General features: G+C 67.1%; 27 protein-coding genes and 1 pseudogene. 17 read left to right on the top strand and 11 right to left on the bottom strand.

All coding sequences use genetic code 11. The annotated features are described in order from the left end of the window. Positions 1 to 88: 88 nt before the first annotated feature. Positions 89 to 2,980 carry an excinuclease ABC subunit UvrA gene (gene uvrA, locus ACFFGH_RS14585; protein WP_386669448.1) on the top strand — a complete coding sequence of 964 codons (2,892 nt, stop codon included), beginning with the start codon at positions 89 to 91 and terminating at the stop codon, positions 2,978 to 2,980. Further along, positions 2,977 to 3,519: an acyl-CoA thioesterase gene (locus ACFFGH_RS14580; protein WP_386669446.1), complete on the top strand. Its 543-nt coding sequence runs from the start codon at positions 2,977 to 2,979 to the stop codon at positions 3,517 to 3,519. Before uvrA ends, ACFFGH_RS14580 begins: the two co-directional genes overlap by 4 nt. Positions 3,520 to 3,549: 30 nt before the next feature. Here ACFFGH_RS14580 and ACFFGH_RS14575 read toward each other — a convergent pair whose 3' ends face one another. After that, positions 3,550 to 3,993: a copper chaperone PCu(A)C gene (locus ACFFGH_RS14575; protein ID WP_386669445.1), complete on the bottom strand. Its 444-nt coding sequence runs from the start codon at positions 3,991 to 3,993 to the stop codon at positions 3,550 to 3,552. 103 nt (positions 3,994 to 4,096) lie between these two features. Between ACFFGH_RS14575 and ACFFGH_RS14570 the strand changes: the two genes are divergently transcribed. Continuing rightward, on the top strand, positions 4,097 to 4,894 hold the full coding sequence (locus ACFFGH_RS14570) for an enoyl-CoA hydratase/isomerase family protein (protein ID WP_386669443.1): 798 nt from the start codon (positions 4,097 to 4,099) through the stop codon (positions 4,892 to 4,894). A gap of 5 nt (positions 4,895 to 4,899) precedes the next feature. Here ACFFGH_RS14570 and ACFFGH_RS14565 read toward each other — a convergent pair whose 3' ends face one another. The 6 genes and pseudogenes from ACFFGH_RS14565 to ACFFGH_RS14540 all read right to left on the bottom strand — a co-directional run bounded on the left by ACFFGH_RS14565 (position 4,900) and on the right by ACFFGH_RS14540 (position 8,838). Next, a complete protein-coding gene (locus tag ACFFGH_RS14565) occupies positions 4,900 to 5,145 on the bottom strand; it encodes an OmpA family protein (RefSeq protein ID WP_386669441.1) in 246 nt (81 codons plus the stop codon). Then, complete coding sequence (locus ACFFGH_RS14560) at positions 5,145 to 5,999, bottom strand: substrate-binding domain-containing protein (protein ID WP_386669439.1); 855 nt, start codon at positions 5,997 to 5,999, stop codon at positions 5,145 to 5,147. The genes ACFFGH_RS14565 and ACFFGH_RS14560 overlap by 1 nt, the downstream gene beginning before the upstream one ends. Continuing rightward, positions 5,938 to 6,291 (bottom strand): hypothetical protein, encoded by a 354-nt coding sequence (locus ACFFGH_RS14555; protein WP_386669437.1) that lies wholly within the window; start codon positions 6,289 to 6,291, stop codon positions 5,938 to 5,940. The genes ACFFGH_RS14560 and ACFFGH_RS14555 overlap by 62 nt, the downstream gene beginning before the upstream one ends. A gap of 110 nt (positions 6,292 to 6,401) precedes the next feature. Continuing rightward, positions 6,402 to 7,250 (bottom strand): sulfurtransferase, encoded by an 849-nt coding sequence (locus ACFFGH_RS14550; RefSeq protein ID WP_386669435.1) that lies wholly within the window; start codon positions 7,248 to 7,250, stop codon positions 6,402 to 6,404. Next, positions 7,247 to 8,064, bottom strand: a pseudogene (locus tag ACFFGH_RS14545) (DUF1289 domain-containing protein). The gene ACFFGH_RS14550 and the pseudogene ACFFGH_RS14545 overlap by 4 nt, the downstream one beginning before the upstream one ends. 87 nt (positions 8,065 to 8,151) lie before the next feature. Beyond that, a complete protein-coding gene (locus ACFFGH_RS14540; RefSeq protein WP_386670234.1) occupies positions 8,152 to 8,838 on the bottom strand; it encodes an FKBP-type peptidyl-prolyl cis-trans isomerase in 687 nt (228 codons plus the stop codon). A 203-nt stretch (positions 8,839 to 9,041) separates the two neighbouring features. On the opposite strand from ACFFGH_RS14540, the gene ACFFGH_RS14535 reads away from it, so the two are divergent. Genes ACFFGH_RS14535 through nth form a run of 3 tightly spaced genes read left to right on the top strand, consistent with a single transcriptional unit; the run spans position 9,042 to position 10,951 of the window. Further along, complete coding sequence (locus tag ACFFGH_RS14535) at positions 9,042 to 9,848, top strand: enoyl-CoA hydratase/isomerase family protein (RefSeq protein ID WP_386669433.1); 807 nt, start codon at positions 9,042 to 9,044, stop codon at positions 9,846 to 9,848. Positions 9,849 to 9,902: 54 nt separating this feature from the next. Continuing rightward, a complete protein-coding gene (locus tag ACFFGH_RS14530; protein WP_386669430.1) occupies positions 9,903 to 10,259 on the top strand; it encodes a hypothetical protein in 357 nt (118 codons plus the stop codon). Then, positions 10,256 to 10,951 (top strand): endonuclease III, encoded by a 696-nt coding sequence (gene nth, locus ACFFGH_RS14525; protein ID WP_386669429.1) that lies wholly within the window; start codon positions 10,256 to 10,258, stop codon positions 10,949 to 10,951. Before ACFFGH_RS14530 ends, nth begins: the two co-directional genes overlap by 4 nt. Positions 10,952 to 11,014: 63 nt before the next feature. On the opposite strand, the gene ACFFGH_RS14520 is transcribed toward nth, so the two are convergent. Then, positions 11,015 to 12,322, bottom strand: a complete 1,308-nt coding sequence (locus tag ACFFGH_RS14520; RefSeq protein WP_386669427.1) for a porin — start codon at positions 12,320 to 12,322, stop codon at positions 11,015 to 11,017. A gap of 382 nt (positions 12,323 to 12,704) precedes the next feature. Here ACFFGH_RS14520 and pstS (ACFFGH_RS14515) point away from each other — a divergent pair, with 382 nt between their 5' ends. The 10 genes from pstS (ACFFGH_RS14515) (at position 12,705) to rnt (ending at position 21,707) form a co-directional block, all read left to right on the top strand. Then, positions 12,705 to 13,715: a phosphate ABC transporter substrate-binding protein PstS gene (gene pstS, locus ACFFGH_RS14515; RefSeq protein ID WP_386670233.1), complete on the top strand. Its 1,011-nt coding sequence runs from the start codon at positions 12,705 to 12,707 to the stop codon at positions 13,713 to 13,715. A gap of 205 nt (positions 13,716 to 13,920) precedes the next feature. Beyond that, a complete protein-coding gene (pstS, locus tag ACFFGH_RS14510) occupies positions 13,921 to 15,012 on the top strand; it encodes a phosphate ABC transporter substrate-binding protein PstS (RefSeq protein WP_386669425.1) in 1,092 nt (363 codons plus the stop codon). A 155-nt stretch (positions 15,013 to 15,167) separates the two neighbouring features. Next, complete coding sequence (gene pstC, locus ACFFGH_RS14505) at positions 15,168 to 16,139, top strand: phosphate ABC transporter permease subunit PstC (RefSeq protein WP_386669423.1); 972 nt, start codon at positions 15,168 to 15,170, stop codon at positions 16,137 to 16,139. After that, complete coding sequence (pstA, locus tag ACFFGH_RS14500) at positions 16,139 to 16,999, top strand: phosphate ABC transporter permease PstA (RefSeq protein ID WP_386669421.1); 861 nt, start codon at positions 16,139 to 16,141, stop codon at positions 16,997 to 16,999. The genes pstC and pstA overlap by 1 nt, the downstream gene beginning before the upstream one ends. A gap of 49 nt (positions 17,000 to 17,048) precedes the next feature. After that, positions 17,049 to 17,855, top strand: a complete 807-nt coding sequence (gene pstB / locus ACFFGH_RS14495) for a phosphate ABC transporter ATP-binding protein PstB (protein WP_386670232.1) — start codon at positions 17,049 to 17,051, stop codon at positions 17,853 to 17,855. A 149-nt stretch (positions 17,856 to 18,004) separates the two neighbouring features. Then, positions 18,005 to 18,703: a phosphate signaling complex protein PhoU gene (gene phoU / locus ACFFGH_RS14490; protein WP_386669419.1), complete on the top strand. Its 699-nt coding sequence runs from the start codon at positions 18,005 to 18,007 to the stop codon at positions 18,701 to 18,703. 231 nt (positions 18,704 to 18,934) lie between these two features. Beyond that, positions 18,935 to 19,321 carry an HvfA family oxazolone/thioamide-modified RiPP metallophore gene (locus tag ACFFGH_RS14485; RefSeq protein WP_386669417.1) on the top strand — a complete coding sequence of 129 codons (387 nt, stop codon included), beginning with the start codon at positions 18,935 to 18,937 and terminating at the stop codon, positions 19,319 to 19,321. Positions 19,322 to 19,395: 74 nt separating this feature from the next. Next, the gene (locus ACFFGH_RS14480) at positions 19,396 to 20,259 is read left to right on the top strand and encodes an HvfB family MNIO-type RiPP peptide maturase (RefSeq protein ID WP_386669416.1); all 864 of its coding nucleotides are present in this window, start codon (positions 19,396 to 19,398) and stop codon (positions 20,257 to 20,259) included. Then, a complete protein-coding gene (locus ACFFGH_RS14475) occupies positions 20,249 to 21,016 on the top strand; it encodes an HvfC family RiPP maturation protein (RefSeq protein ID WP_386669414.1) in 768 nt (255 codons plus the stop codon). Before ACFFGH_RS14480 ends, ACFFGH_RS14475 begins: the two co-directional genes overlap by 11 nt. Before the next feature lie 34 nt (positions 21,017 to 21,050). After that, positions 21,051 to 21,707 carry a ribonuclease T gene (gene rnt, locus ACFFGH_RS14470; protein WP_386669412.1) on the top strand — a complete coding sequence of 219 codons (657 nt, stop codon included), beginning with the start codon at positions 21,051 to 21,053 and terminating at the stop codon, positions 21,705 to 21,707. Positions 21,708 to 21,859: 152 nt separating this feature from the next. Here the strand turns inward: rnt and ACFFGH_RS14465 are convergent, their stop codons facing one another. From ACFFGH_RS14465 to rnr, 3 genes are all read right to left on the bottom strand, one after another. Next, complete coding sequence (locus tag ACFFGH_RS14465) at positions 21,860 to 22,144, bottom strand: CBU_0592 family membrane protein (RefSeq protein WP_386669410.1); 285 nt, start codon at positions 22,142 to 22,144, stop codon at positions 21,860 to 21,862. Then, a complete protein-coding gene (gene rlmB / locus ACFFGH_RS14460) occupies positions 22,141 to 22,893 on the bottom strand; it encodes a 23S rRNA (guanosine(2251)-2'-O)-methyltransferase RlmB (protein ID WP_386669408.1) in 753 nt (250 codons plus the stop codon). The genes ACFFGH_RS14465 and rlmB overlap by 4 nt, the downstream gene beginning before the upstream one ends. Positions 22,894 to 23,088: 195 nt before the next feature. Next, positions 23,089 to 25,518: a ribonuclease R gene (rnr, locus tag ACFFGH_RS14455; protein WP_386669406.1), complete on the bottom strand. Its 2,430-nt coding sequence runs from the start codon at positions 25,516 to 25,518 to the stop codon at positions 23,089 to 23,091. A gap of 371 nt (positions 25,519 to 25,889) precedes the next feature. On the opposite strand from rnr, the gene ACFFGH_RS14450 reads away from it, so the two are divergent. Continuing rightward, on the top strand, positions 25,890 to 26,276 hold the full coding sequence (locus ACFFGH_RS14450; protein WP_386669404.1) for a hypothetical protein: 387 nt from the start codon (positions 25,890 to 25,892) through the stop codon (positions 26,274 to 26,276). The last annotated feature ends 14 nt before the right edge of the window (positions 26,277 to 26,290 follow it).

The raw sequence follows: 26,290 nt of genomic DNA, 5'->3' as shown, positions 1-26,290 counted from the left end.
TCGACGCCTCGCTACGCTCCCCTGTTCGGCCATCGCGCTGCCTGCGTGCCGCGACCGCCGCATCCCCTACGAGATCTCCGGTTCAAGCATGGACATGATCCGCATCCGCGGTGCGCGGACGCACAACCTCAAGAACATCGACCTCGACCTGCCGCGCGACAAGCTGATCGTGATCACCGGGCTGTCCGGTTCGGGCAAGTCGTCGCTCGCGTTCGACACGATCTACGCCGAGGGCCAGCGTCGCTACGTCGAGTCGTTGTCCGCGTACGCCCGGCAGTTCCTGTCGGTGATGGAAAAGCCCGACCTCGACCATATCGAAGGCCTGTCGCCGGCGATCTCGATCGAACAGAAGTCGACCTCGCATAATCCGCGATCGACGGTCGGCACGATCACCGAAATCTACGACTACCTGCGCCTGCTGTATGCGCGCGTCGGCACGCCGCGCTGCCCGCTGCACGCCTACCCGCTCGAGGCGCAGACGGTCAGCCAGATGGTCGACCAGATCGTCGCCTTGGCCTCGAAGGCGGAAACGCAGGAACAGCGTTTCATGCTGCTTGCCCCCGTGGTGCGCGAGCGCAAGGGCGAGCATGTGCAGGTGTTCGAACAGCTGCGTGCGCAGGGCTTCGTGCGCGTCCGTGTCGATGGCGTGGTCCACGAAATCGATGCCGTGCCCCCGCTCGCACTGCGCGTGAAACACACGATCGAGGCGGTGATCGACCGTTTCCGCCCGCGCGAGGACATGAAGCAGCGGCTGGCGGAGTCGCTGGAAACCGCGCTCAAGCTCGGCGACGGCATGGCATCGGTGATGTCACTCGACGATCCGGCGTTGCCGCCGCTGCTGTTCTCGGCGCGATACAGCTGCCCGGTCTGCGATTACTCGCTGCCCGAACTCGAGCCACGCCTGTTCTCGTTCAACTCGCCAGTCGGCGCATGCCCGACCTGCGATGGCCTCGGTGTCGCGCAGTTCTTCGACCCGGCGCGCGTGGTGGTCAATCCCGAGGCCTCGCTCGCGGCCGGCGCGGTGCGCGGCTGGGACCGTCGCAATGCGTACTACTTCCAGCTGATCCAGTCGCTGGCCAAGCACTACGACTTCAAGGTCGATGCGCCGTGGAGCTCGCTCTCCGAGAAGGTGCGCGAAGCGGTGCTGTTCGGCAGTGGCAACGAAGTCATCGCGTTCTCGTACATGAGCGAAGGTGGCACCAAGCACCAGCGCAAGCATCGCTTCGAGGGCATCGTGCCGAACCTCGAACGTCGCTACCGCGAGACCGAATCGTCAGCGGTGCGCGAGGAGCTCAGCAAGTACATCAGCGAACGCGCCTGCACGGAGTGCGGTGGCGCCCGCCTGAACCGCGCCGCGCGCAACGTGTTCGTCGCCGAGCGTCCGCTGTCTGACATCGTGGTGCTGCCGGTCGACGAAGCACTGACGTTCTTCCTGCAGCTCGAACTGCCCGGTTGGCGCGGCGAGATCGCGCTCAAGATCGTCAAGGAAATCGGCGACCGCCTGCGTTTCCTCGTTGACGTGGGTCTGGATTACCTGACGCTCGAGCGCAAGGCCGACTCGCTGTCGGGCGGTGAAGCGCAGCGCATCCGCCTTGCGTCGCAAATCGGTGCAGGCCTGGTCGGCGTCATGTACGTGCTGGACGAGCCGTCGATAGGCCTGCACCAGCGCGACAACGAGCGCCTGCTCGGCACGCTGACGAGGCTGCGCGACCTGGGCAACACCGTCATCGTCGTCGAGCACGACGAGGACGCAATCCGGCTTGCAGACCACATCGTCGACATCGGCCCCGGCGCCGGCGTGCATGGCGGCGAAGTCATCGCGCAGGGGCAGTACGCGGACATCATTGGCGCGCCGCGTTCGCTGACGGGCCAGTACCTCAGCGGCGCACGCAGGATCGAGGTGCCGGCCAAGCGCCACAAGCCCGATCCGAAAACCACATTCCACCTGCGCGGTGCGCGCGGCAACAACCTGAAGAATGTCGACCTGGCGATTCCGGCCGGCCTGCTGACCTGCGTGACCGGCGTGTCGGGCTCGGGCAAGTCGACACTGATCAACGACACGCTGTATCCGATCACCGCGAACGAACTCAACGGTGCGGCGCAACCCGTCGCGCCGCATGATTCGTACGAGAACATCGAGCTGTGGGACAAGGTCGTCGACATCGACCAGTCGCCGATCGGGCGTACGCCGCGCTCGAACCCGGCGACGTACACCGGCCTGTTCACGCCGCTGCGCGAGTTGTTCGCGCAGGTGCCGGAGTCCCGTTCGCGTGGTTATGCGGCCGGGCGTTTCAGCTTCAACGTGCGCGGCGGCCGCTGCGAGGCCTGCCAGGGCGACGGCCTGATCAAGGTCGAGATGCACTTCCTGCCGGACGTGTACGTGCCCTGCGATGTCTGCGGCGGCAAGCGATACAACCGTGAAACGCTGGAGATCCTCTACAAGGGCTACAACATCAACGACGTGCTCGAAATGACCGTCGAGGACGCGCTGACGCTGTTCGAGGCGATCCCGACGATTTCGCGCAAGCTCGAGACATTGATGGATGTCGGCCTGAGCTACATCAAGCTCGGTCAGAGCGCGACCACGCTGTCCGGCGGTGAAGCCCAGCGCGTGAAACTGTCGAAGGAACTCTCGCGCCGTGACACCGGGCGCACGCTGTACATCCTCGATGAGCCCACGACCGGCCTGCACTTCCACGACATCGAGCATCTACTCGCAGTGCTGCACCGGCTTCGCGATGACGGCAATACCGTGGTGGTGATCGAACACAACCTCGATGTCATCAAGACAGCCGACTGGATCATCGACCTCGGCCCCGAGGGCGGGCACCGCGGCGGCACCATCCTCGCGACCGGAACGCCGGAGCAGATCGCGGCGACTCCGCACTCGTATACCGGCCGCTTCCTTGCGCCTTTGCTCGCTCCGGTTGAAGCTAAGCCGGTGCGCAAGAGCGCGAAGAGGAAGAACACGACCGCATGAGCGACCCCACGCCCGCCCCGGCAACCAAGAAGCGCCGACCTGCACCGCGCAAGCGCAAGCCCGCGGCTGAGAAGCCCAAGCCGGACAAGGCGGCCGCGTCCGCGCCCGCAGCGGATGCGGCCCCGACCGTCGTAGCGGAGCCGCTGATACGCGTCCCGCTGACGGTGCGCTGGCGCGACCTGGACGCGTTCAACCACGTCAACAACTCGAAGTACCTGAGCTACCTCGAGGAGGCACGGCTGCGCTGGATGATCACGATGCCCGGCATGGGGCTCGAGGATCACATCGCGCCGGTGGTTGCGGCGTCCAACCTCAACTACCGGCGGCCAATCGGCTGGCCGGGCGAGATCATGGTCGAACTGTTCGTCGAACGGCTCGGTAACACGAGCGTGACGCTCGGCCATCGCATCGTTGATGCGGGCGACAGCGGCGCGCTGTATTGCGACGGCAATGTGGTGATGGTGTGGATCGACCGGGAAGACGGCCGCGCGGCGCCTCTTCCCGACTTCGTCCGGTCCGCCTGCAAGCTGGACGACTGAGCCGGACGGGCCCGCGCGTGCGGGCCTGCTTCAGCCGCCGATCGCACGCACCGGGAAGTTTCCTCGCAGCGTACGGCCGTCTTTCAGATCGAGTTCGACCGTGACGGTGTCGCCCGCCTTCACCGGCGCTCGCGGGTCCATCAGCATCAGGTGCAGGCCGCCGGGTTCCAGTTCGGCCTGCGCTCCGGCCGCGATCGGCAGCTCGGGCACCGCCCGCATGCGGCTGATGCCGCCATCCAGCCGCGTCTCGTGCAGCGACACGTCGGCGAACGACGGGCTGCGTGCAGCGACCACGACGATCGGCGCCGAGCAACTGTTCTCGATGCGCGCGAAGCCCGCCAGCATCGGCATCGAGCCCGGCGGCAGTCGCAGCCAGCCATCTTCGATTTGCGGCGCGCATTCGCGCGCGCAGGCGGACGATGCGACTGCCACGGCAGTGAGCAGGGAAGCAGCCAGCAAGCGTGTCGTCGACATGCCCCTATGATACCGGCTGCCCTTGAATGGAGCTTCCGATGCACGCCTCTGCCCTCGCCCGCCGCGGCGTCGCCGCTTTTTCTTCCTGCTCTGGGTCGAGCCGATGAGCCTGGTCCAGACCTCGTGGCTCGACGACGCCGCCGGCATCGCCGAACTGAGGCTTGCGCGAGCACCGGTGAACGCGCTCGACCCGGAGCTGTGTACCGCGTTGCGCGAGGCGGTCGACTCGTCGGTCGCGAACGGCGCGCGCGCCATCGTGCTGTCGGCCGACCGCCGACCTGACGGCCCGACCGTGTTTTCCGCAGGCCTCGACGTGCCGCTCCTGTTGTCGCTGGGCGACGACCGCGAGCGACTGCGCGCCGCCTGGGAATCGTTCTTCGATGCGGCACGCGCGCTCGCGAGCTGCCCGGTGCCCGTGGTGGCCGCGATCGGTGGGCACGCGCCCGCCGGTGGCTGCGTGCTTGCGCTGTGCTGCGACTACCGGGTGATGGCGACCAGCGCCGACCCGGACAAGCCGCTGCGCATCGGGCTCAACGAGACACAGGTCGGCCTGGCCGTGCCGGAAGGCGTGCAGCGCCTTCTACGCCGCGTGGTGGGTGCATATCGCGCGGAACGGCTGCTGGTCGCGGGCGAAATGGTCGACGGCGCGCATGCGCAGGCGATTGGCCTTGTGGATGCGCTGGTGCCTGCGGACGACGTGACCGGCCATGCAGCCGCCTGGCTGGGCCGGCTGCTCGCGCTGCCGCAGCCGGCAATGTTGCGAACGCGTGCGATCGCGCGGGCAGACGTTTTCGAGGCGATGCAGCCGGAGCACATCGCGCTCGAATCCTTCCTCGACGCGTGGTACGCACCGGCGACGCAGCAGGCGCTGCATGCGCTGGTTGCCCGCCTGCGCAAGTAGCGGGCTCAGATCACCCAGATTTCGACACGCTCGTTGCGGAAACGCGCGCTGCGCCGGTCCGGTGGGGCGAGCGGCCGCTCGGCGCCCAGCCCGTGCGCGGCACGCACGCGCACGCCGCGCCCCTGCAGATAGCCGGTGAGGACGTCGGCGCGGTCGTTGCTGATCAGCGTCGGCACCAGGTCGCCGGCGCCATCGCGGTGGCCGAACGCGATCACGACCACGCGGCGCTCGTGGTAGCGCGGCGAGCGCATCAGCGCATCAGTGCGACCACGCGGTCCAGGTCGTGCTCGGCCAGGCTTTCGAACAGCGAACCAGTCGCGTCGTGGTTGAAGCGCAGGCTCAGCGGCAGCCGCTCGGCTCCGTTGATCAGGCGCCTGCAAGCATCGCTCGCGACGATCGGCGGCGAGGTTGGCGCAGGGCGCAGCATCACTGCGAAATGACCGGCCCGCTCGACCGCCGACTGCGCGGCGCGTATTGACGAGTACAGCGCTAGGCTGCGGCCGAGCGCCGACATCACCTGTCCGCCGAGCGGGTTGTAGCGGCGCAACAACGGGTGGTCCTCGCTGAGGACGTCCACGCGCGTCGGGAGCACTGCGACGACGCCGTCGCTGACTGCCAGCGAACGCACGCCGCGCGGCACGCGCGAGCGCAGCGAAATGATGCCGATCGCCGATGCAGCACGCGCGACTTCGGAGGCCACCTCGCCGCACCTGAGCACTCGTGCGGCCGGCGGTGCGCCATCGAGGACGGCGTCGACGAAGAACTCGCCCGCAGCAGAACGCGCAGATCCGAGCACCGCGCGGAGCGGCCGGTCGGGGCCGCCGAGCTGGCGCCAGTTGGTCATGCGCTTCGAATACACCGAACGCAACTGATCGGCCGATAGCTGGCGGACGGTGCTGGATGCATGCACCGGTACCGCAATGCCATCGACGGCCAATACGAATTCCTGCCCGGTGAGCGCAGATCGCCCAGCTACCAGACCGCATCGATCTCCCGTGTCGTCGGAGCGCGCGCCGTCATCGCGAGTTCGGCCTCGCCTTCGATCAACGCATCGATGCCCGACGCGGTCCCTTGCCCGTGATCTCGACAACCACCGGAAGGCCATCGCGCGTGGCGTGCACCTCGAGAACAGCGCGGTTACGTGACTGGCGCCGAATGTCGTTGTAGCCGATGTCGTGGAGCCACGACTCAACGACGGCGGGCACGAGATTCACCGCCATCGTGTCGGAGCCGCGAACGCGCAGGCGTTCGACCTCGTCGGCCCGTGCATTGGAGGCCTGGGCGAACAGTCCAAGCAGAACTGCGAGCAACACGCGCAGTGTGATCGTGTCGAATTTCCCCTGGATGCGAGCGCGCGCATCTTTGGAAGGCCGAATGACCTCGAAACGACGCTCCATGCGAACTGATGTGACAGTCGCGCAGGTGCACCAATACCCGCGCTCGTTACCAACGCGTCGGAAAGGGCTGGCTTCGCCACGCGCATGCACGCGCGTGGCAGGCATGGCGTCTAGTCGCCGCGCGCGACCGGTCGCTGCGGCTCTTCGAGCCAACCACTCCACGAGCCGGTGAACAGCTTCGCCCCCTGGAACCCTGCGTGCTCCATCGCGAGCAGGTGGTGGCACGCCGTCACGCCCGAGCCGCACATCACCACGACGTCGCGAGGGCGCGCATCGCCGAGCGCGCCACCGAACTCGTCGGCTAGCTCCTGTGCAGGCTTGAAGCGCCCATCGCGCAGGTTCCGCGCATAGGGGCGGTTGATCGCGCCCGGTACATGACCGGCCACGCGGTCCAAGGGCTCGACCTCGCCGCGGAAGCGCTCGGCTGCACGTGCATCCACGAGCGTGCCGCCGCCTGCAAGGTGCTGCTGCACCGCTTCGGCGTCCAGCAGTCGTGCATCGTCGAACCCGGCTTCGTACTCGCTGCGCTGGGGCCGCGGCACCTGCTGATCGAGCGGTAAACCGAGTGCCGCCCAGCGCGCCATGCCGCCATCAAGCACCGCGACGCGCCGGTGCCCGAGCGCGCGCAGCATGAACCACACGCGCGCGGCCGCGAGCGCACCGTCGCCAGCGTCATACGCGACGACCTGATCGCTTGGACGCACGCCCCAGCGCTGCAGGACTTCGCAGAAGCGCTCCGACGAAGGCCACGGATGGCGACCGCCCTCGCCGCGCGCGTGGTCCGAAAGATCACATTCCAGGTCGACGAAACGTGCACCCGGCACGTGGGCTTCGCGATACGCGGCTTCGGCGGCGCCCGCACTGCCCAGCGATGCTCGAGCATCGAGTACGATGACGTCGTCCCGCCCGAGCGCTGCATGCAGTTGCTCGGCGTCTACCAGCGTGGTCCATTCGCTCATCGCACGGCCTCCAGTCGATTGCGGAAGTTCAGCAGCATCGAGGCCGTCGCGCCCCAGATGCGCTGGGCAGGATAGCGGTACTCCCACACACGCCGCGGCTTGCCCTGCAGCTCGAGCGTCTGCGATGCCAGGTTCGCGGGATCGAGCAGGAACGCGAGTGGCACTTCGAACACGTCCGCGACTTCGCCCGGATCCGGCACGGCGACGTAGGCCGGGCTGACGCGGGCGACGACCGGCAGCACGCGGAAGCCGGTGATCGTCAGCAGCGGGTCTAGAAAGCCGAGCGGTTCGATCAGCGATGCATCGATGCCGAGCTCCTCCCCTGTCTCGCGGACAGCGGCCGCAACCGCGTCGTGGTCATCGGGTTCGACGCCGCCGCCGGGGAAGCTCACCTGGCCCGCGTGGTGCCGCAGCTCGTCCGTTCTGCGTGTCAGCAGTACCTGCAGCCCAGCCGCGCGCGGCACCAGGCCCACCAGCACTGCCGCGTCGCGCCATGCGTGTGCTGGCTGCAGCAGGCCCAGTAGTTCATCGTGGTTCCATCCCGGCTCGTCGGGCGGTGACGCCAGCGGGTGCAGCGCAGCGGTGAGCCGGTCGAAGTCGAGCGGATCCACCGCGAGCCGGCTCGCACTCATGCGCGTCGCGCTTCGCGCTCCGGCAGCACTTCATCCATGATCCGCAGCCGCTGCTCGTTGCTCATCTGCGACCAGGCGGCGATCTCGTTGCCGGTGCGGAAGCAGCCGTCACAAAGCCCATCGGGACCGAGCTGGCAGACGCCGGTGCAGGGGGTGAGGACAGCGGGCTGGAACGTGGTCATTGCAGTACGGAATGCTTCGGAGGCCGGAAAAAAGTTGCGCCGGCAGGGCCGGCGCAACAGGGTACGACGAGAGGGTGAAGCCGGTCGTTACTTGATCGCGACCAGCTTGACCTCGAACTGCACCGCCACGTTCGGCGGGAAGCCGGTGCGCGGGTCGGCGCCGTATGCCTTGTCGGCCGGGAGCGTGATTTCCCACTTCGCACCCGCCGGCATCTGCAGGATCGCTTCGCGCATGGCGGGCATCTCGATCTCGCTGACCTTGACTGCCGGGATCTCCTGCGCCGGACGCGCCTGCGCCGGGCGCTCGCCCCACGCGTACGGACCTGCCACCTGAAGCTGCACGGTGCTGGCCTGCGTCGGCTTCGCGCCCTGGCCGGCATCGATCACGCGGTACTGAACGCCGCTCGGCAGCGTCTTGATGCCTGCCTTCGCCTTGTTCGCAGCGACGAACGCGTCGCTCTTGGTCTTGTTCTGTGCCGCGGCCTTTTCCCACTCGGCCTTGGCCTTTTCCTGCTGGCGCTTCTGCATGTTCTGCAGGGCGGTACGCAGCTGGTCGACGGGGACGGAAGGCTCCTTCTTGCCATAGCCTTCCTGCAGGCCCTTGATCATCGTATTGATGTCAATGGCCTCGCCGCTCTCGGCAGCATTGCGGCCCAGGTCATAGCCCAGCGCATAGCTCAGCTTGCCCTTTTCCGACGAGGTGTCCTGCGCGGCGACCTGGCCGGAGGTGAAGACCAGAGCCGCCACGGCGACGGCAATCAGACGCAACTTCATACGATGGAATCTCCACTGGAGTGGCGGAACGGCAGGACCGTCCGCAAAGGATGCGCTTCGGGCCGTAGCCCCGGGCAGCGCGCTAGGATAACGGCGGCACAACTTAACTGCTACTGACGTCCAGCGCTCAGACAGCGCGGCCATGGCGGAGTTCCGCACCGTCCAAAACGCGGTCCTTTTCATTCACAAATCCGAGGATTTCCATGTCCGAAGCGACGCCTTCTTCTGCCACCGGCAGCCCAGTCCTTGTCGAGAACCGCGGCGCCGTCCGCGTCATCACGGTCAACCGTCCCGACAAGCTCAACGCGCTCAACGCGGCTACGATCGATGCGCTGCAGACGGCGTTTGCCGACGCCGCCGCCGATGCAACCGTGCGTGCGGTCGTGCTCACGGGCGCGGGCGCGAAGGCGTTCGTCGCCGGCGCGGACATTGCGGAAATGAACACCCTTAGCCCCGTGCAGGGCCGCGACTTCTCGTTGCGCGGACAGCGCATGATGCGCTCGGTCGAGAAACTGCCCAAGCCGGTGATCGCGATGGTCAACGGATTCGCGCTCGGCGGCGGGCTGGAACTTGCGATGTGCTGCCACCTGCGCATTGCAGCCGATACGGCCAAGGTCGGCCAGCCTGAGATCAACCTCGGGCTGATCCCCGGCTTCGGTGGTACGCAGCGTCTGCTGCGCCTAGCCGGCCGCGCGACGACGCTGGAGCTGTGCCTGATCGGCACGCCGATCGACGCGGCACGTGCGCACGAGCTTGGCATCGTCAATCGTGTGGTTCCGGCGGCCGACCTCGAAGCTGAAACGATGAAGATCGCAGAACAGCTCGCGAATGCCGCACCGCTCGCACTGCGCGGCGCCCTCGATTGCATCAACGTCGGTGGCGAGTGCGGCATCGAGGAAGGACTCGAATACGAAGCTGCGCAGTTCGGCCTGATGTTCGCGACCGACGACATGCGCGAAGGCACCACCGCGTTCCTGGAGCGGCGCAAGCCCGGGTTCAACGGCACCTGATCGATGGCTCCGCCCTGCCCCGCCTGCGGCTGCGTCGCCCCTTCGGGCGATGCCGTGCACGAAGTCGCTGCGGCGCTCGCCGATGGCGACGTCGATCGTGCGATCGAGCGCGGCCTGCTCGACACACAGGCCTGCATGGGCTGCGCTCCTGCATGCAGCGAGGCAGTAGCGGCCGCGCGTGATTCGCGCGTGGCCGCGCTCGCGGCGCGTGAGCGCTTCCGCGCGCGCGAACGCCGGCTGGCGCGGCGCGCGCGCGACAGGGAGCAGGCTCGCGCCTCGTCGGCCGATGTGCAGGTGTCCGCCGCACAAACGGCCGTATCGGCTCCGCGGCCCGCACCTGCGCTGCCTGCGGCCGCGGCCGCAGCACTCGTCCGGGCCAAGGCACGCGCTGCTGGCCGGAGCGACACATGAGCTCGCCTGCATCCAAGCGCCCGCGTCGGCGCGGCCCGCGGCTGACGAAAGCCGAGGTGGCGGAGATGTTCGCCCGCTTCAAGGCGCTGAACCCGAAGCCCACCACCGAACTCGAGTTCAGTACGCCGTACGAGCTGCTGGTTGCGGTGACGCTATCGGCGCAGGCGACGGATGTCGGCGTCAACAAGGCCACGCGCCGCCTGTTTCCGGTTGCGAACACGCCCCAGGCCATCGCTGCGCTCGGCGTGGAAGGGCTGGCGCCATACGTCGCGACGATCAACTTCCACCGCACGAAGGCGGCGAACGTCGTTGCAATGGCCAAGCAGTTGATCGAACTGCACGGTGGCGAGGTGCCACGCGACCGGGAGTCGCTCGAGGCGTTGCCCGGCGTGGGCCGCAAGACGGCCAACGTCGTGCTGAACACTGCATTCGGTGAGCTCGCGATGGCGGTCGATACGCACATCTTCCGCGTCTCGAATCGCACTGGTCTGGCGCCGGGCGCGAACGTGCGCGAGGTCGAGGACAGGCTGCTGAAAGCCGTGCCACCGGAGTACCTGCACGACGCGCACCACTGGCTGATCCTGCATGGCCGCTACATCTGCAAGGCACGTCGGCCTGACTGCCCGCACTGCCCGATCTCCGACCTCTGCCGCTATCCCGACAAGACGCCCGAGTCGGCAGTCACCAAATAGCGCAAAAAAAACGCCCCGGAAACCCGGGGCGCCAATGTCACGCAAAGAGAGATGGCCGCGCGGTCAGAACGCGAGCTGCGCGCGCAGTGCGTACTGGCTGGTGTTGTCGCCGGTGAAGTCGTTGTCACCCCGAATGTAGTTGAACATGAAGCGCACGTTCGGATTGACGTAGTAGTTCACGCCGAGCGTCGTCGATGCCACTTCGAGTCCCGCAACGTCCTCGTTCTCGATCGTGTCGTAACGAGCGGTGAGCTCCCAAGCGCCGTTCTCGCCGACCTTCGGCGAGCCGAACACACCAGCTGCGGCCTTGTACGGCTTGTGCTCGCCGGTCAGCATCCAGCTGCCCATCACGTAGAACGTCCTGATGTCCTGGTCGCCGTCGAGCGGCGCGCCAAAGGTCGCCATCGCGTACTCGGACTGGAAGTACAGCGGCCCGAACGCACCAGCCGCCTCCAGGCCCACGTGATCGACGGAGTCACCGCTGCCGCCGGTCGTCGTCGCGATCGTCTGCGAGGGACCACGGCGGCCCGCGTACGCCACGGCTGCGCGGACGTCCGGCGAACCCTGGTTCGCGTTCTCGGTGCTCGCCGAGATGCCGAAGTGAAGCGTGCTCTCCGGGGTGTTGATCGGGGCATACGTCAGGCGTGCCGATGCGCCAACGCCTTCGTTGCGCGGGCCGGCCGCATCGCGCGTATTGAACGCGGCCACGCCGAACGTGTAGTTGTCGTTGCCGCGGTGATAGCCCACGCCCTGCCGGAACTGACGTCCCGCGAACAGGCCGCTGGCGGTAATGAAGGGGCGCTCGAGCATCGTGATCTCGTTCGAGCTGGTCAGCTCTTCCATCGCGCGGAATGGCTTGAACTGGCCGATCGTCACCTTGCCGCCGAACGCCTCGGTCGCGATGAAAACGTCCCGAAAGCCTTCCAGCCCGCCGCCGGCTGCAAAGTCGTTCTCCAGCTTGTAGGCCCATCCGTACGCCTTGCCTGCAAACGTCAGGCGCGCACGGCGGAACTCGGTCGTACCGGTCGGATCGACGAGGTCGTTGTCGAATGCGTACGTATCGAAATGGATGCGTCCGCCGATCTGCACTTCGAAGTTCTTGTCCGGCGAGGTGACCTTGATGCCGCCCTTGGTCTCGACCTTCGGATTCTCGGCCGCCATCTTGTCCAGCGCTTCCTGGGTGCCGATGTTGATATCGGACTGGGCTTCCGTGCGCGTCTCGAGCTCGGCAACCTGCGCCTGCAGTGCGGCGATCTGTGCCTTCAGCGCAGCGATTTCCTCGGCGCTGATGCCGCTCTGGGCGAAAGCGGAGAAGCTGACACTGCTGCCGACGGCAAGCGCGATCGCAGCGGCCAACATGGAAGAACGCATGGGAATGACTCCATAGGAAGAAGAGCGTGGGTGGCGGCCGGCAAGGCAGCGGTGCGCTGCGCGGCTCGTGGTTCGACGCGCATTTGACGCATTTTCCATTGCAGTTTTATGTCGGCGTTGACGCGCCTTTAACCGGCTCCGGTCGAGTCACGAGTGCTGAATCGACGGCAGGCGACCCCATACGGGGCGCGACATGCAGAGGCACGACAGTGCTGGCGCGAGCGTGTGCGACGTTGTCCAAAGTGCTCGCAGCCGACTGTGCGAGGGCCGCTGTCATCTGCCGGCAACACACGCGACACCCGGCTGTCATCGCCCGACGCTGCAATGCTGGCCGCCGGGCGCCGCCCGGGTCCTATCGAGGAGCCAGAACGTGTTGAAGTCCATGAAGTTCCGCGTGGCGGTGATCGCCGTCGCCGCCGCTGTCGCCGGTGGCAATGTCCAGGCTGCCGACATCACCGGCGCGGGCGCGTCGTTCGTATACCCGGTCATGACCAAGTGGTCGGCCGACTATGCGAAGGCCACCGGCAACCGCGTCAACTACCAGTCGATCGGTTCCGGCGGCGGCATCGCCCAGATCAAGGCGAAGACCGTCGACTTTGGCTCGTCCGATGCCCCGCTCGCGCCGGAAGAGCTTGCCAAGCACGGCCTGGCGCAGTTTCCGTCGGTGATCGGCGGCGTGGTGCCGGTGATCAACGTGCCGGGCGTGCCGTCCGGCGCGCTGAAGCTCGACGGCCCGACGCTCGCGAACATCTTCCTGGGCAACATCAAGATGTGGAATGACCCGGCGATCGTTGCGCTCAACGGCGGTGTCAACCTGCCGGCGAAGAAGATCACCGTGGTGCGGCGCTCGGACGGCTCCGGCACGACGTTCAACTTCGCGAACTACCTCTCGAAGGTCAGCCCGGAGTGGAAGGCGAAGGTCGGTGAAGGCACGGCGCTGAACTGGCCGGTCGGCATCGGCGGCAAGGGCAACGAGGGCGTTGCGGCGTACGTGAAGCAGATCCCCGGCGGCATCGGCTACGTCGAGCTGTCGTACGCGCTGCAGAACAAGATCCCCTACTCGCGCCTGAAGAACGCGGCCGGCAACTACGTGCTGCCGTCGGACGAGACGTTCCAGGCGGCCGCCGCGAACGCCAAGTGGGGCGAGGCGAAGGACTTCTACCTGGTGATGACGAACGCCCCGGGTGCGAACTCGTGGCCGATCACGGCGACGAACTTCATCCTCATGCATAAAAAGCCCAAGAGTGCGGCGAATGCGAAGCAGGCGAAGGAGTTCTTCCGCTGGGTCTACGCGAACGGCGATGCGCAGGCGAAGTCTCTCGACTACGTGCCGCTGCCCGACCCGCTGGTCCAGCAGATCGAGACCTACTGGAACGGCAACATGAAGTACTGATCCCATCCGGGATCGATCCAGGGACGGGCCTGCGGGCCCGTTTCCGGTTGCCTCGCGCCCATGCGGAGCTTCGGGCCGCCGCCCGGCGAGGGGCCAGGCAGCGCCATACGGTCCCGCCTGAAGACACGGGCGTAATGGCGCTGTAACAAAACTGTCGTTTCATACCGCGATCCCTGACCTGCCGGTCCCGCCTGGAGGAATGCGCATGAAAACGACGCTGCGGTCTGCCGCGCTCTCGATTGCCCTGGTTTTCGCCGTCGCCGCGTGCGGTGGGTCCGACGACGCCGCCCCTGCCGGGAACGGCGCCGCCGAAGGCCAGCCGGGCGCTGGCGCGGGGGACAAGGTCAACGCCCAGATCACGGGCGCGGGTGCGACCTTCATCTATCCGCTGATCTCGAAGTGGTCCTCGGACTACAACCAGGCCACCGGCGCGCGCGTGAACTACCAGTCGATCGGCTCGGGTGGCGGCATCGCCCAGATCAAGGCTGGCACCGTGGACTTCGGCTCGTCCGACAAGCCGCTGTCGAGCGAGGAGCTCGATGCCGCCGGCCTGGCCCAGTTCCCGTCCGCGATCGGCGGCGTGGTGCCGGTGGTCAACGTCGAAGGCATCGACCCGGGTGAGCTGCGCCTGTCCGGCCCGGTGCTGGCCGACATCTTCATGGGCAAGATCAAGCAGTGGAACGACCCGGCGATCGCGGCGCTCAACCCGGGCGTGCAGCTGCCGGCGACGAAGATCAACGTCGTGCACCGCTCCGACGGTTCGGGCACCACGTTCAACTTCTCGAACTATCTGTCCAAGGTCAGCCCCGATTGGAAGCAGAAGATCGGTGAGGGCACCTCGGTCAACTGGCCCGGCGGCGTCGGCGGCAAGGGCAACGAAGGCGTGGCGTCGTACGTGAAGCAGATCAAGGGCTCGATCGGCTACGTCGAACTCGCCTATGCACTGCAGAACAAGATGGCGCACACCATGCTGCAGAACGCTGCCGGCAACTGGGTGGCGCCGAGCGCGGAGGCGTTCCAGGCGGCGGCTGCGTCGGCCGACTGGAAGAACGCGCAGGACTTCAACCTGGTGATCACTAACGCCCCGGGCGCGCAGGCCTGGCCGATCACCGCGACGAACTTCATCCTGATGCACAAGCAGCCGAAGAATCCCGAGCGCGCCAAGCAGGCCCGCGAGTTCTTCGGGTGGGCACTGGAGAACGGCCAGCCGCAGGCGCAGGCGCTGGACTACGTACCGCTGCCGCCGGAGCTGGTCGAACAGGTCAAGGGTTACTGGGCGACCGAGTTCAAATCCTGACGCAATCGCATCCCACGGACCGGGAAGGGCATGGGCACGGTCGTCCGGGAGAAATCCGGACGGCCGGGGCCCGGCCCTTCCCGGTGCTGCGAGTGCGATCCCCGCGACGCCACGGATGACGGCGAGCGCCACCACCGAGACCCGACGCCGTACCCATGAGTGCACTCTCCGCTCCTGTCGCTTCCTCCGCGCGTGATCGCGACGTACGCGACGCGCGCAACGACCGACTGTTCCGCCACGGGCTGACGGCAACGGTCGTGTTCGTGCTGATCGCACTGGCCGCGGCCGCCCTGTCGATGCTCTGGGGCGGTCGCCTGGTGCTCGAAAAGGAAGGGCTGGACTTCTTCACCACGACCGAGTGGAACCCGGTCGAAGACCAGTACGGCGCGCTCGTGCCGATCTACGGCACGATCGTCACCGCGATCATCGCGATGCTGATCGCCGTGCCGGTGAGCTTCGGCATCGCGTTCTTCCTGACCGAAGTCGCGCCGCGCTGGGCGCGTGGGCCGATCGGCACCGCGATCGAGCTGCTGGCGGGCATTCCGTCGATCATCTACGGCATGTGGGGCCTATTCGTGCTCGTGCCGGTGATGACCGAGTACGTCACACCCTGGCTCAACGACAACCTCGGCACGCTGCCGATCATCGGTCCGGTGTTCCAGGGCCCGCCGCTCGGCATCGGCCTGCTGACCGCCGGCGTGGTGCTGTCGATCATGGTCATCCCCTTCATCTCGGCCGTCATGCGTGAGGTCTTCCTGACCGTTCCGACGCGGCTCAAGGAGTCCGCCTACGCGCTCGGCTCGACGCGCTGGGAAGTCAGCTGGGACATCGTGCTGCCGTACACGCGGTCGGCCGTGATCGGCGGCATCTTCCTCGGACTGGGCCGCGCGCTCGGCGAGACGATGGCGGTCGCGTTCGTGGTCGGCAACAGTGTCAACTTCACCGCCTCGCTGCTCGAGCCGGGCACGACGATCGCCGCACTGATCGCGAACGACTTCGGCGAAGCGACTGAAACCTACCGCTCCGCCCTGCTGCTGCTGGGCTTCGTGCTGTTCATCGTGACGTTCATCGTGCTTGCGATCGCCCGCATCATGCTGGCCCAGCTCGCACGCAGGCAGGGCACCTGATGGCCACCTCGACCGCTCTCTATCGTCGTCGCCGCATCACCAACGTCGTCGCGATCGTCTTCGCGTGCGCGACGGCCGTTTTCGGCCTGTTCTTCCTCGGTTGGATCCTCTGGACCCTGCTCGCCAAGGGCCTGCCGGGCATCACCTGGGCACTGTTCAGCCAGGACACGCCGCCGCCGATGCAGGAAGGCGGCCTGCGCAATGCGTTCTTCGGCAGCGCGCTGATGAGCCTGATGGCGATCCTGATCGGCACGCCGCTCGGCATCGCCGCGGGCACCTGGCTGGCCGAGTACGGCCACGCACGTCGCATCGGCCTGGTGGTGCGTTTCGTCAACGACATCCTGCTGTCGGCACCGTCGATCGTGCTCGGCCTGTTCGTGTACACGCTCATCGTCATGCAGACCGGCGGCAACTTCTCGGCGCTGGCTGGCGCTATCGCGCTTGCGTTCATCGTGCTGCCGGTCGTCGTGCGCACCACGGACGAAATGCTGCGCCTCGTGCCCTCGCAGATGCGCGAAGCGGCGCTGTCGCTCGGCGTGCCGCAGTGGAAGGTCACGGTGCAGGTGCTGTACCGCAGCGCCTCGTCCGGCATCGTCACCGGCGTGCTGCTCGCGCTCGCGCGCATCAGCGGCGAGACCGCCCCGCTGCTGTTCACCTCGTTCGGTAACCTCTACTGGAGCACCGACGTGATGCAGCCGATGGCCAGCGTGCCGGTGGTGATGAACCAGTTCGCCGGCAGCCCGTTCGAAAGCTGGCAGGTGCTGGCCTGGGCGGGTGCACTCGTCCTGACCATGTTCGTGCTCGTCACCGCTCTGATTGCGCGCATCGTCATCGCGCGCAACCGGGTCAGCCATGACTGATCTGTCGCACACTCCCGTCCTTGCCGATTCCGAAGTCCTGACCCTGGCCATGAACGACGCCCGTCTCAACATCACTGCCGCGGACCACGCTGCGCAGGCCTCGCCGGTCAAGCTCGCCGCGCGCGGGCTGGACTTCCACTACGACAAGTTCCACGCGCTGAAGAACATCGACCTCGAGATTCCCGAGAAGCAGGTCACCGCGCTGATCGGCCCCTCGGGTTGCGGCAAGTCGACGCTGCTGCGCGTGTTCAACCGCATCTACGCGCTGTACCCGAAGCTCAAGGCCAGTGGCCAGGTGCTGCTCGACGGCGAGAACATCCTCGACCCGAGGTACCCGATGAACCGGCTGCGCAGCAAGGTCGGCATGGTGTTCCAGAAGCCGGTGCCGTTCCCGATGACGATCTACGAGAACGTCGCGTACGGCATCCGCCACCACGAGCGCCTGTCGAAGTCGGACATGAACGACCGCGTGGAAAGCGCGCTGCGCCAGGGCGCGCTCTGGGACGAGGTCAAGGACAAGCTGGGCCAGAGCGCGCTCGGCCTGTCGGGCGGCCAGCAGCAGCGCCTGTGCATCGCGCGTGCGGTTGCCCTGCGCCCGGACGTGCTGCTGCTCGACGAACCGACCTCGGCGCTGGACCCGATCTCGACCAGCCGCATCGAACAGCTCGTCGAGGAGCTCAAGCGCAACTACACGATCGCGATCGTGACCCACAACATGCAGCAGGCCGCGCGCGTTTCGGACTACACGGCGTTCATGTACCTCGGCGACCTCATCGAGCACGGGCCGACCGAAACGATCTTCTCCAATCCTTCCAAGCAGCAGACCGAGGACTACATCACCGGCCGGTTCGGCTGATTCGACGCGCTCGCGCCTGCTCTCCTCAGGGTAGGTCCAGCGTCGAACCACGCCCGGGCAAGCCGCCCGTAACCGCGGTGATCCGGCAAGCGCACGACGCGAGCCCGGTCCCCTGATCCAGCCGCCTCGCCACCTCCAGGACCCAAGACATGCCCGACCACATCCTCAAGAGCCACGATTCCGAGCAGCAGCGCCTGCTCGACGAAATGCTCCGCATGGGCGAGATGGCCGCGGCGCAGCTCGAAGCCGCGCTCGACGTGGTCCAGCGTCGCGACGACAAGGCGGCCGAGCGGATCATCGCGAACGACGAGGCGATCGACGCGCTCGAACACGAAGTCAGCCATGACGTCATGAAGCTTGCGCTGCGCGGACCGATGGCGCGCGACCTGCGTGAGATCCTCGCCGCGATCCGCATCGCCGCGGATATCGAACGCATCGGCGATTACGCCGCGAACGTCGCCAAGCGCTCGATCGCGTTGAATACGGCGCCGCCGCTGCCGCACGTGAGCGGCCTGCACTCGATCGGCACGCTGGCCGTGAAGCAGCTGCGTGACGTGCTGTCGGCGTACCGCACGAACGACGTCGAGGTCGCGCAGCGCGTACGCGACCGCGATGCCGACATCGACGCGGCCTACACCGGGCTGTTCCGCGAGCTGCTGACCTACATGATGGAGGACGCGCGCGCGATCACGCCGTGCACGCACCTGCTGTTCATGGCCAAGAACATCGAACGCATCGGCGACCACGCGACCAACATTGCCGAGAACGTGTGGTTCCTCGTGCGGGGTGAGGAAGCGCTGCCGCCGCGTGACAAGCGCGACGAGACGAACACCGCGTCCGCCCCGTAATTGCGTCGGAGCTGGGCGGCAAACGGGCGGGCCTTCGGGTCCGCCCGTTTTCGTTCGGGTCGCCGAACGGTTCGGCTGCATCCGAACGCCTTACGGCCGCGTATGAGCAGGCATGGGGATCGGAACGCCACCGCGGACTGTCCACACCCTGACCCGGTTCACCCGCACGGGGGCCGGGACTCCACCTGCCGCGCTACCATCGCCGGCGCCATTCAACTGACGAGGTAATCCATGTCCCGTTCGATCAACAAGCCCGCCCTCGCCGCTCTGACCGGCGGGCTGCTGCTGTCGGCTTCCGCGTTTGCTGCCACCCCGCTCGCCCAGGGCTACATGCTCGGCGCCGACACCGCGACGGCCGCCACGGCCAAGGACGCGAAGGGCACGAAGGCTGCAGAAGCCAAGTGCGGCGCAGGCCACGCGAAGGCCGCCGAGGGCAAGTGCGGCGAAGGCAAGTGTGGTGAAGGCAAGTGCGGCGCCGAGAAGGCGCAGCCGGGCCCGGCCAAGGCGGCCGAGGGCACGTGTGGCGCTGGCAAGGCAGCCGAAGGCAAGTGCGGCGCCGACAAGGCGAAGGCAGCCGAGGGCAAGTGCGGCGAAGGCAAGTGCGGCAGCAAGGCCTGATGTGACTGCCGGAGCCGGGCATCCCGGCTCCGGTGTTGCGTTGCGTTCCACCCCGCACCACCCGGCATCCTCCGATGAGCGCTTCCACCCTCGCCCCCGACGCAGTCGGCCTCGGCCTGCGCCGTGCACTGCTCGGACCGCTGACTTCCGCGGCGCCCGGCAGTGTGGACTTCATCGAGGTTGCACCTGAAAACTGGCTCGGCGTCGGCGGCTCGCTCGGCGAGGCGTTTACCGAGCTTGCGGCGCGCTATCCGCTGGTCTGCCACGGGCTGTCACTGTCGCTCGGCGGCCCCGGCGCGCTGGACGAAACCTTCCTCGTGCGTCTGCGCCGGTTTCTCGATGCACACGGTTGCGCGATCTACAGCGAGCACCTGAGCGCCTGCAGTGACGAGCAGGGCCACCTCTACGACCTGCTGCCACTTCCTTTCAACGAGCAGGCCGTCCAGCACGTGGCCGCGCGGATCCGCCGTACCCAGGACGTGCTGGGCCGACGCATCGCGGTCGAGAACATCTCGTACTACACGACGCTCGATCCTGGCCCGCGTGGCGCAATGCGCGAGATCGACTTCATCAATGCGGTGGTCGATCGTGCTGACTGCGACCTTCTGCTCGACGTGAACAACATCGTCGTAAACGCGACGAACCACGGCTACGATCCGCTCGAATTCCTGCATGCGCTGCCCGGCGAGCGCATCGCGTACATCCATGTCGCCGGCCATTACGACGAAGCCGAGGACCTCAAGGTCGACACGCACGGCGCCGCGGTGAGCGACCCGGTCTGGACGCTGCTTTCCGAGGCGTACCGGTTGTTCGGCCCGCGACCGACGTTGCTCGAGCGCGACTTCAACCTGCCGCCGTTCGACGAGTTGCTCGCCGAGCTCGGTACCGTACGTGCGCTGCTCGGCCGCCAGCCCCGGCAATCTCGCCATGCTGCCTGAGCATGCCGACGACGGGTTCGCCTCGCAGCGTGCGCTGAGCGCCTGCATCCGCGACCCGGCGCGTGTTGCCCCCGGCAGCATCGAAGAGCGGCGCCTGCGCATCTACCGCGAGCTGTTCTTCAACAATGTCGAGGGCGTACTGGCCGGCAACTTCCCGGTCATCCGCCGCATCCTCGGCGACGAGGGCTGGACCGCCTTGATCCGCGCGTTCTACCGCGACCATCCCAGCCATACCCCGCTGTTCACCGAACTCGCGCGCGAATTCCTGCGTTATCTCGACACGCGTGCCGACGAAGGAATGGACGATCCGCCGTGGTTGCGCGAGCTTGCGCACTACGAATGGATCGAACTGGCGCTGCAGATCTCCGATGCGCGGCCCGACGACGTGCCGCATGATCCGGCGGGCGATCTCTTGCAGGGCCGCCCGGCGCTTTCGCCGCTCGCCTGGCCGCTGGCCTACGAATGGCCCGTGCACCGTCTTGGTCCCGGTCACCTGCCGGACGCGCCGCCGGCCGTGCCGACCTTGTTGATGCCGAGCCGTGACGCAGACGGCAGCGTCCGCTTCGTGGAGCTGTCACCGCTGACGTTCCGGCTGCTGCAGCGCATCGAAGAAGCGCCCGAGCTCAGCGGCCTCGAGCAGCTGCAGGCGCTTGCGGCCGAAGCGGGCGCCGACGATGTCGACGCCTTCGTCGAACAGGGCCGTGCAATGCTCGAGCAGTTCAGACGCGACGGCGTGCTGCTCGGCACACGACGCTGAGGCCGCCGCCACGGGCGTCTGCTAGGCTTCGGGCATGTCCGAATCCGATGTCTGCGCCGCCGGCGGTGCCCAGTCCCCGTCTCCGCAGGCTCCGCGCCTCGCATCCCGGTTCCGCGGCTTTCTGCCGGTGGTCGTCGATGTCGAGACCGGCGGCTTCGACTGGAACCGCCATGCCCTGCTCGAGATTGCGGTGGTGCCGCTGGACATCGATGCCGACGGCCTTCTGTTCCCGTGCCCCGCGGTCAATGCGCATGTGGTGCCGGCGTCGGGCATGGAGATCGACCCGAAATCGCTCGAGGTTACCGGCATCGTCCTGGACCATCCGTTCCGCGACGCGAAGCCCGAGCGCATTGCGCTGGACACGGTGTTCGCGCCGGTGCGCGAGTCGATGAAGAAACACGGCTGCCAGCGCGCGATCCTTGTCGGCCACAACGCCCATTTCGATCTGAACTTTCTCAACGCGGCGATTGCGCGCTGCGGCCACAAGCGCAACCCCTTCCACCCTTTCAGCGTGTTCGATACGGTCACGCTCGGCGGCGTCGCGTATGGGCAGACCGTGCTCGGCCGTGCCCTGCAAGCGGCCGGCCTGCCGTGGAACGCGGCAGAGGCGCACTCTGCGGTCTACGACGCCGAGCGCACTGCGGAGCTGTTCTGCAAGATCGTCAACGCGTGGCCGTCGCCGGCGGGGTGAATTGGCGTCTGTAACGGCTTTAGCAGCGTGGGATGGCAGTTGCGCGCGATGGGATCGACCTGAAGGCCCACCGTGAGCAACGGCCGCACGCCTGATACATGCGCGCTGCTATCGACGGATCAGCGCGGCCGCCCGCAGTCACCTGCAGTGAGTCACTTGCCCCCACCGCTCTGGTGCGACTCGCCGTCGATCCGGCGCTGGCGCATCGATGTCCAGATCCCATACGCGCTGACGAGAATCCAGGCGGTTTCGAGCAGGAACACCGACAGATTGAACGTGCCGAGCAGCGAGACGAGCACGCCGGCTGCGCCGAACAGGTTGAGCACTGGATACGCGACGCCATTGCCCGACAGGCGACGCGCCTGCAGCAGGAAGTACGCGATCAGGATCAGCAGCGTGCCGAGCAGACCAACAACGTCGTACCAGGCGAGGTTCATGCCGGCACCCGCTGGCGCACGGCCTCGAACAGGCACACGCCGGCCGCGACCGACACGTTGAGGCTCTCCACGTTCGAACCGCCCGGCATCGGGATGCTCACCAGCTGGTCGCAGTTCTCGCGGGTGAGCCTGCGCAGCCCGTCCGCCTCGCCGCCGAGCGCCAGCGCGACGTTGCCGCGCAGGTCCAGCCCGTACAGCGACGCGCCCGCATCGCCGGCCAGCCCGTAGATCCACACGCCCAGCTGCTGCAGCTCGCGCATCGTGCGCGCGAGGTTGGTCACCGGAATGACCGGGATCGTGTCGGCCGCGCCGGCCGAGGTCTTGCGCACGGTCGCATTGACCTGCACTGCCTTGTCTTTCGGAAACACAACGACTGTGACGGCGGCGGCCGCCGCGCTGCGCAGGCAGGCGCCGAGATTGTGCGGGTCTTGCACGCCGTCGAGGATCAGCACCAGCGCTCGACCCTCAGCGGCTTCGATGAGCCCTTCAAGCTCGTTCTCACTCCAGGTCTTGGCAGCGGCGTAGCGCGCCACCACGCCCTGATGCCGCAGGTTTCCGACCACGCCGTCGAGCGCCTGCGTGCCGACGCGTCGCACGTCGATGTCGAGCCGGCGCGCCTGGTTTTCAATTTCGCCCAAGCGCGGATTTTTCGCACCGGCTTCGATCAGTACCTCGCGCACGTGCTCGGCGTCGTGCTCCAGCGCGGAGGAGACGGCATTGATGCCGGCGATCCATTGTTTCTGGCTCATGGGGTCAAGTGCCAACCGGCCGCGGTGAAAGGATCGGGATTGTCGCATCCAGGGCAGCGCGAGGCGATCGGCTATGACGCGGTCAAGGCAATGCCCGGATGCAATGAAGTGCCCACGGTTTTGCTGGCAGATGCAGCTGGCTACCGGAACTGCGAGCTAAGCCGTGGCCGGGCATGGGCCCGGCCGCGGTGGCGCTCAGTACTTCTGCTTGGTCCGCTTCGCCGGCTTGCCGCGCGGCGGTAGCGGGCTTACGTCGTCGCGCTCCTCGACCAGCCGGAAGTCGATACGACGGTCCTCGACGCTCGCCTTGAGCACGACGATCCGCACGCGGTCGCCGAGCCGGAACTCGCGGCCGCGGCGCTCGCCGGTCAGGGTCTTGCGGATCGGATCGAAGTGGTAGAAGTCGTTCGGCAACTGGGTCACGTGCACGAGGCCGTTGACCTTCGACTCGGCGAGCTCGATGAACAACCCGAAGCTCGTCACGCCACTAATCACGCCGTCGAATTCGCCGCCGACGTGCTGCTCCATCCACGCCGCGCGATAGCGCTCGTCGACCTCGCGCTGCGCCTCGTCGGCACGCCGCGAACGCTCGGAGCACTGCAGCGCGAGCTGCGCCATGTCGCTCGGCGAATACTTGAACTTCTCGGGCTTCGCGCCGCTGAGTGCATGCTTGATCGCGCGGTGCACCAGCAGGTCGGGATAGCGGCGGATCGGCGAGGTGTAGTGCGCGTAGTACTCGAGCGCGAGACCGAAGTGGCCGACGTTCTCGGGCGAATACACCGCCAGCGACTGGCTGCGCAGCAGCACCGATTCGAGCAGCGCCGCATCGGGCCGGTCACGGATCTTGCGGATCAGCGCGGTGAAATCGCGCGGCTCGACCTTCGACCACGCCGGCATCTTGAGGTTGAATTCCTTGAGGAACTCGAGCAGGTCCTCGTACTTGCCTTCCGGCGGCCGCTCGTGGATGCGGAACGGCGCGGGAATCTCGCGTTCGAGCAGGCATTTCGCGGCCTCGACGTTCGCCGCGATCATGCATTCCTCGATGAGCTTGTGCGCGTCGTTGCGCTCGATCATGCCCGCCTGCGTGACCTCGCCCTGCGGGCCAAGCACGAAGCGCACCTCACTCGATTCAAACTCGATCGCACCGCGTTTTTCGCGCGCCTTGCGCAGCACCTGGTAGAGCTGGTGCAGCTGCTGGACGTGCGGCAGCAGCTCACCGATGCGTTGCAGCGCGTCCTCGCGGGCGTCCTCGGCGATGCCCTCGCCGATTGCGTTCCAGACCTGCGTGTAGGTCAGGCGCGCATGGGAGTGCATGACCGCTTCGTAGAACCTCGAATTTGTGACCTGCCCCTTGCGGTCGACCTGCATGTCGCACACGAAGCAGAGTCGGTCGACCTTCGGCTTCAGCGAGCAGATGCCGTTGGACAGCGTCTCCGGCAGCATGGGCACGACGAAGCCCGGGAAGTACACGCTCGTCGCACGCTTCTGCGCCTCGTCGTCGAGCGGCGTGCCGGGGCGCACGTAGTGCGAGACATCGGCAATCGCGACCACGAGGCGGAAGCCGTCACGGTTCGGTTCGCAGTAGACCGCGTCGTCGAAGTCCTTCGCGTCCTCGCCATCGATCGTCACCAGCGGCAGGTGGCGGATGTCGGTGCGCTGCGCAGCGGTCGATTCCTCGACCTCGACAGGGATGTTCGCGGCCTGGTCGAGCACGGGCTGCGGGAACTCGTGCGGGATGTCGTGGCCGTGAATCGCCGCCTGCACCGCGAGCGATGCCGTCAGGCGCTCGCCCAGCACGGTGAGCACGCGACCGATCGGCGGGCGCTTCGGGTCCGGCGCATGGACGATCTCGGCAACGACGAGCTGGCCTTCCTTCGCATCGGCATGTGCGTCGGACGCGATCAGCAGGTTGCGCTGGATGCGCTGGTCGTCGGGCACGACGTAGCCGATGCCCGCCTCGACCGTGTAGCGGCCGATCAGTCGCGTCAGGCGGCGTTCGAGCACTTCGACGATGCTGCCCTGCGGGCGGCCGCGACGGTCCAGGCCGGTGATGCTGGCCAGCACGCGGTCGCCGTGCATGACCTTGCGCATTTCGAACGGCGGCAGGAACAGGTCCTCGCTGCCGGCGCCGTCGGGGCGCAGGAAGCCGAAGCCATCGGGATTGGCGATGACCGAGCCCGCGACCAGATCCATCTGCGCCGCCGGGGCGAACGCGCCCTTGCGGTTCTGCAGCAACTGGCCGTCACGCACCATCGCGCGCAGACGGTTGTTCAACGCGTCCACACGCTCAGGCTCGGTCAGCTCGAGCGCTTCGGCGAGTGCCTCCGCCTGCATCGGGCCTTCTGCGGCCGACAGGTGATGCAGGATCAGCTCGCGGCTCGCGATCGGGTTCTCGTAACGCGACGCTTCGCGCTCGGCATGCGGGTCCTGGCCCGGAGGCGCGGTACCTGCCGCTGGCGGCTTCAACGGTTTGAAGCCACGCGGTGGCGGTTCCGGCATCCAGCCCGGCCGCTTCGGGCCACGTGCGTTACCGCCGGCGCGCTTGTGGCCGCCCTTCGCTTCGCCCGTCTCGCCGCGCGCGCCCTTGCCTCGGCCGCCAGCGTTCTTCTTCGGTGTCTTTTTCATCGGCGTGATGGTACAGGTCCATCGTCAACGCGCCGTGGCAATGACGCGCGCGACACGTGTCGCGTGCGCGTGGCTGATGCTTGCCCTCGCGAAGAAAGCGCAGCGGTTGGCGTCAATCAAGCCGCATGCAGAGATCGACTGCCGCATGCACGACGGCCTCGCGCAGCACTCGATCCTGGGGCTCGTTCGTTGCGGTTGGCGGCGCTGGATGCCGATGAACACGAACCCCAGGCGTAGCGCGCCTAGGTTGTTGCATACCGCCCCCTGCGGTACGGTACCCAGATGCTTCGCAAAGGCCACAAGCCGTTTTCTGCGTGTTTTCCCACCGCTTCGGCGCAACGGGAAACGGTGACGCATGCGGGATGCATGGCATGAAGCTCGGCGCTTTCCGACGTCATCGCACTGCCTTCCGCGTCGCACTCGCGGTGCTGTTGACCTTCCTCTTCCAGCACGCAGCGATCGCTGCATACGCGTGCCCACTGGTTGAGGCGCCTGCCAAGGTCGAGGTCGTGATGACCGATTGCGGTGGCATGGAGACGATGGATTCACCGGTGCTGTGCGAAAAGCACTGCAACCCGGATAACTCGACGACTCCGGATCTGCGAGTGGCCCAGGTCCCGCCTGTGGTGCTTCCGCCGCTCCGGTTCGAGCTGGCAAGGATGCTTGCTTCCGCATCGTCACTGCAGCTCTACGAGAGCGTTCCGGTCCTACGGGCCGATCCGCCACCCACGCTTCGCTTCTGTAGTCTGCTGATCTAGGCCTTCTGCCCGTA

It is taken from the genome of Lysobacter korlensis (assembly GCF_042434515.1).
The sequence above is the reverse complement of the archived record's forward strand: the minus strand, read 5'-3'. Positions and strand labels throughout refer to the sequence as shown.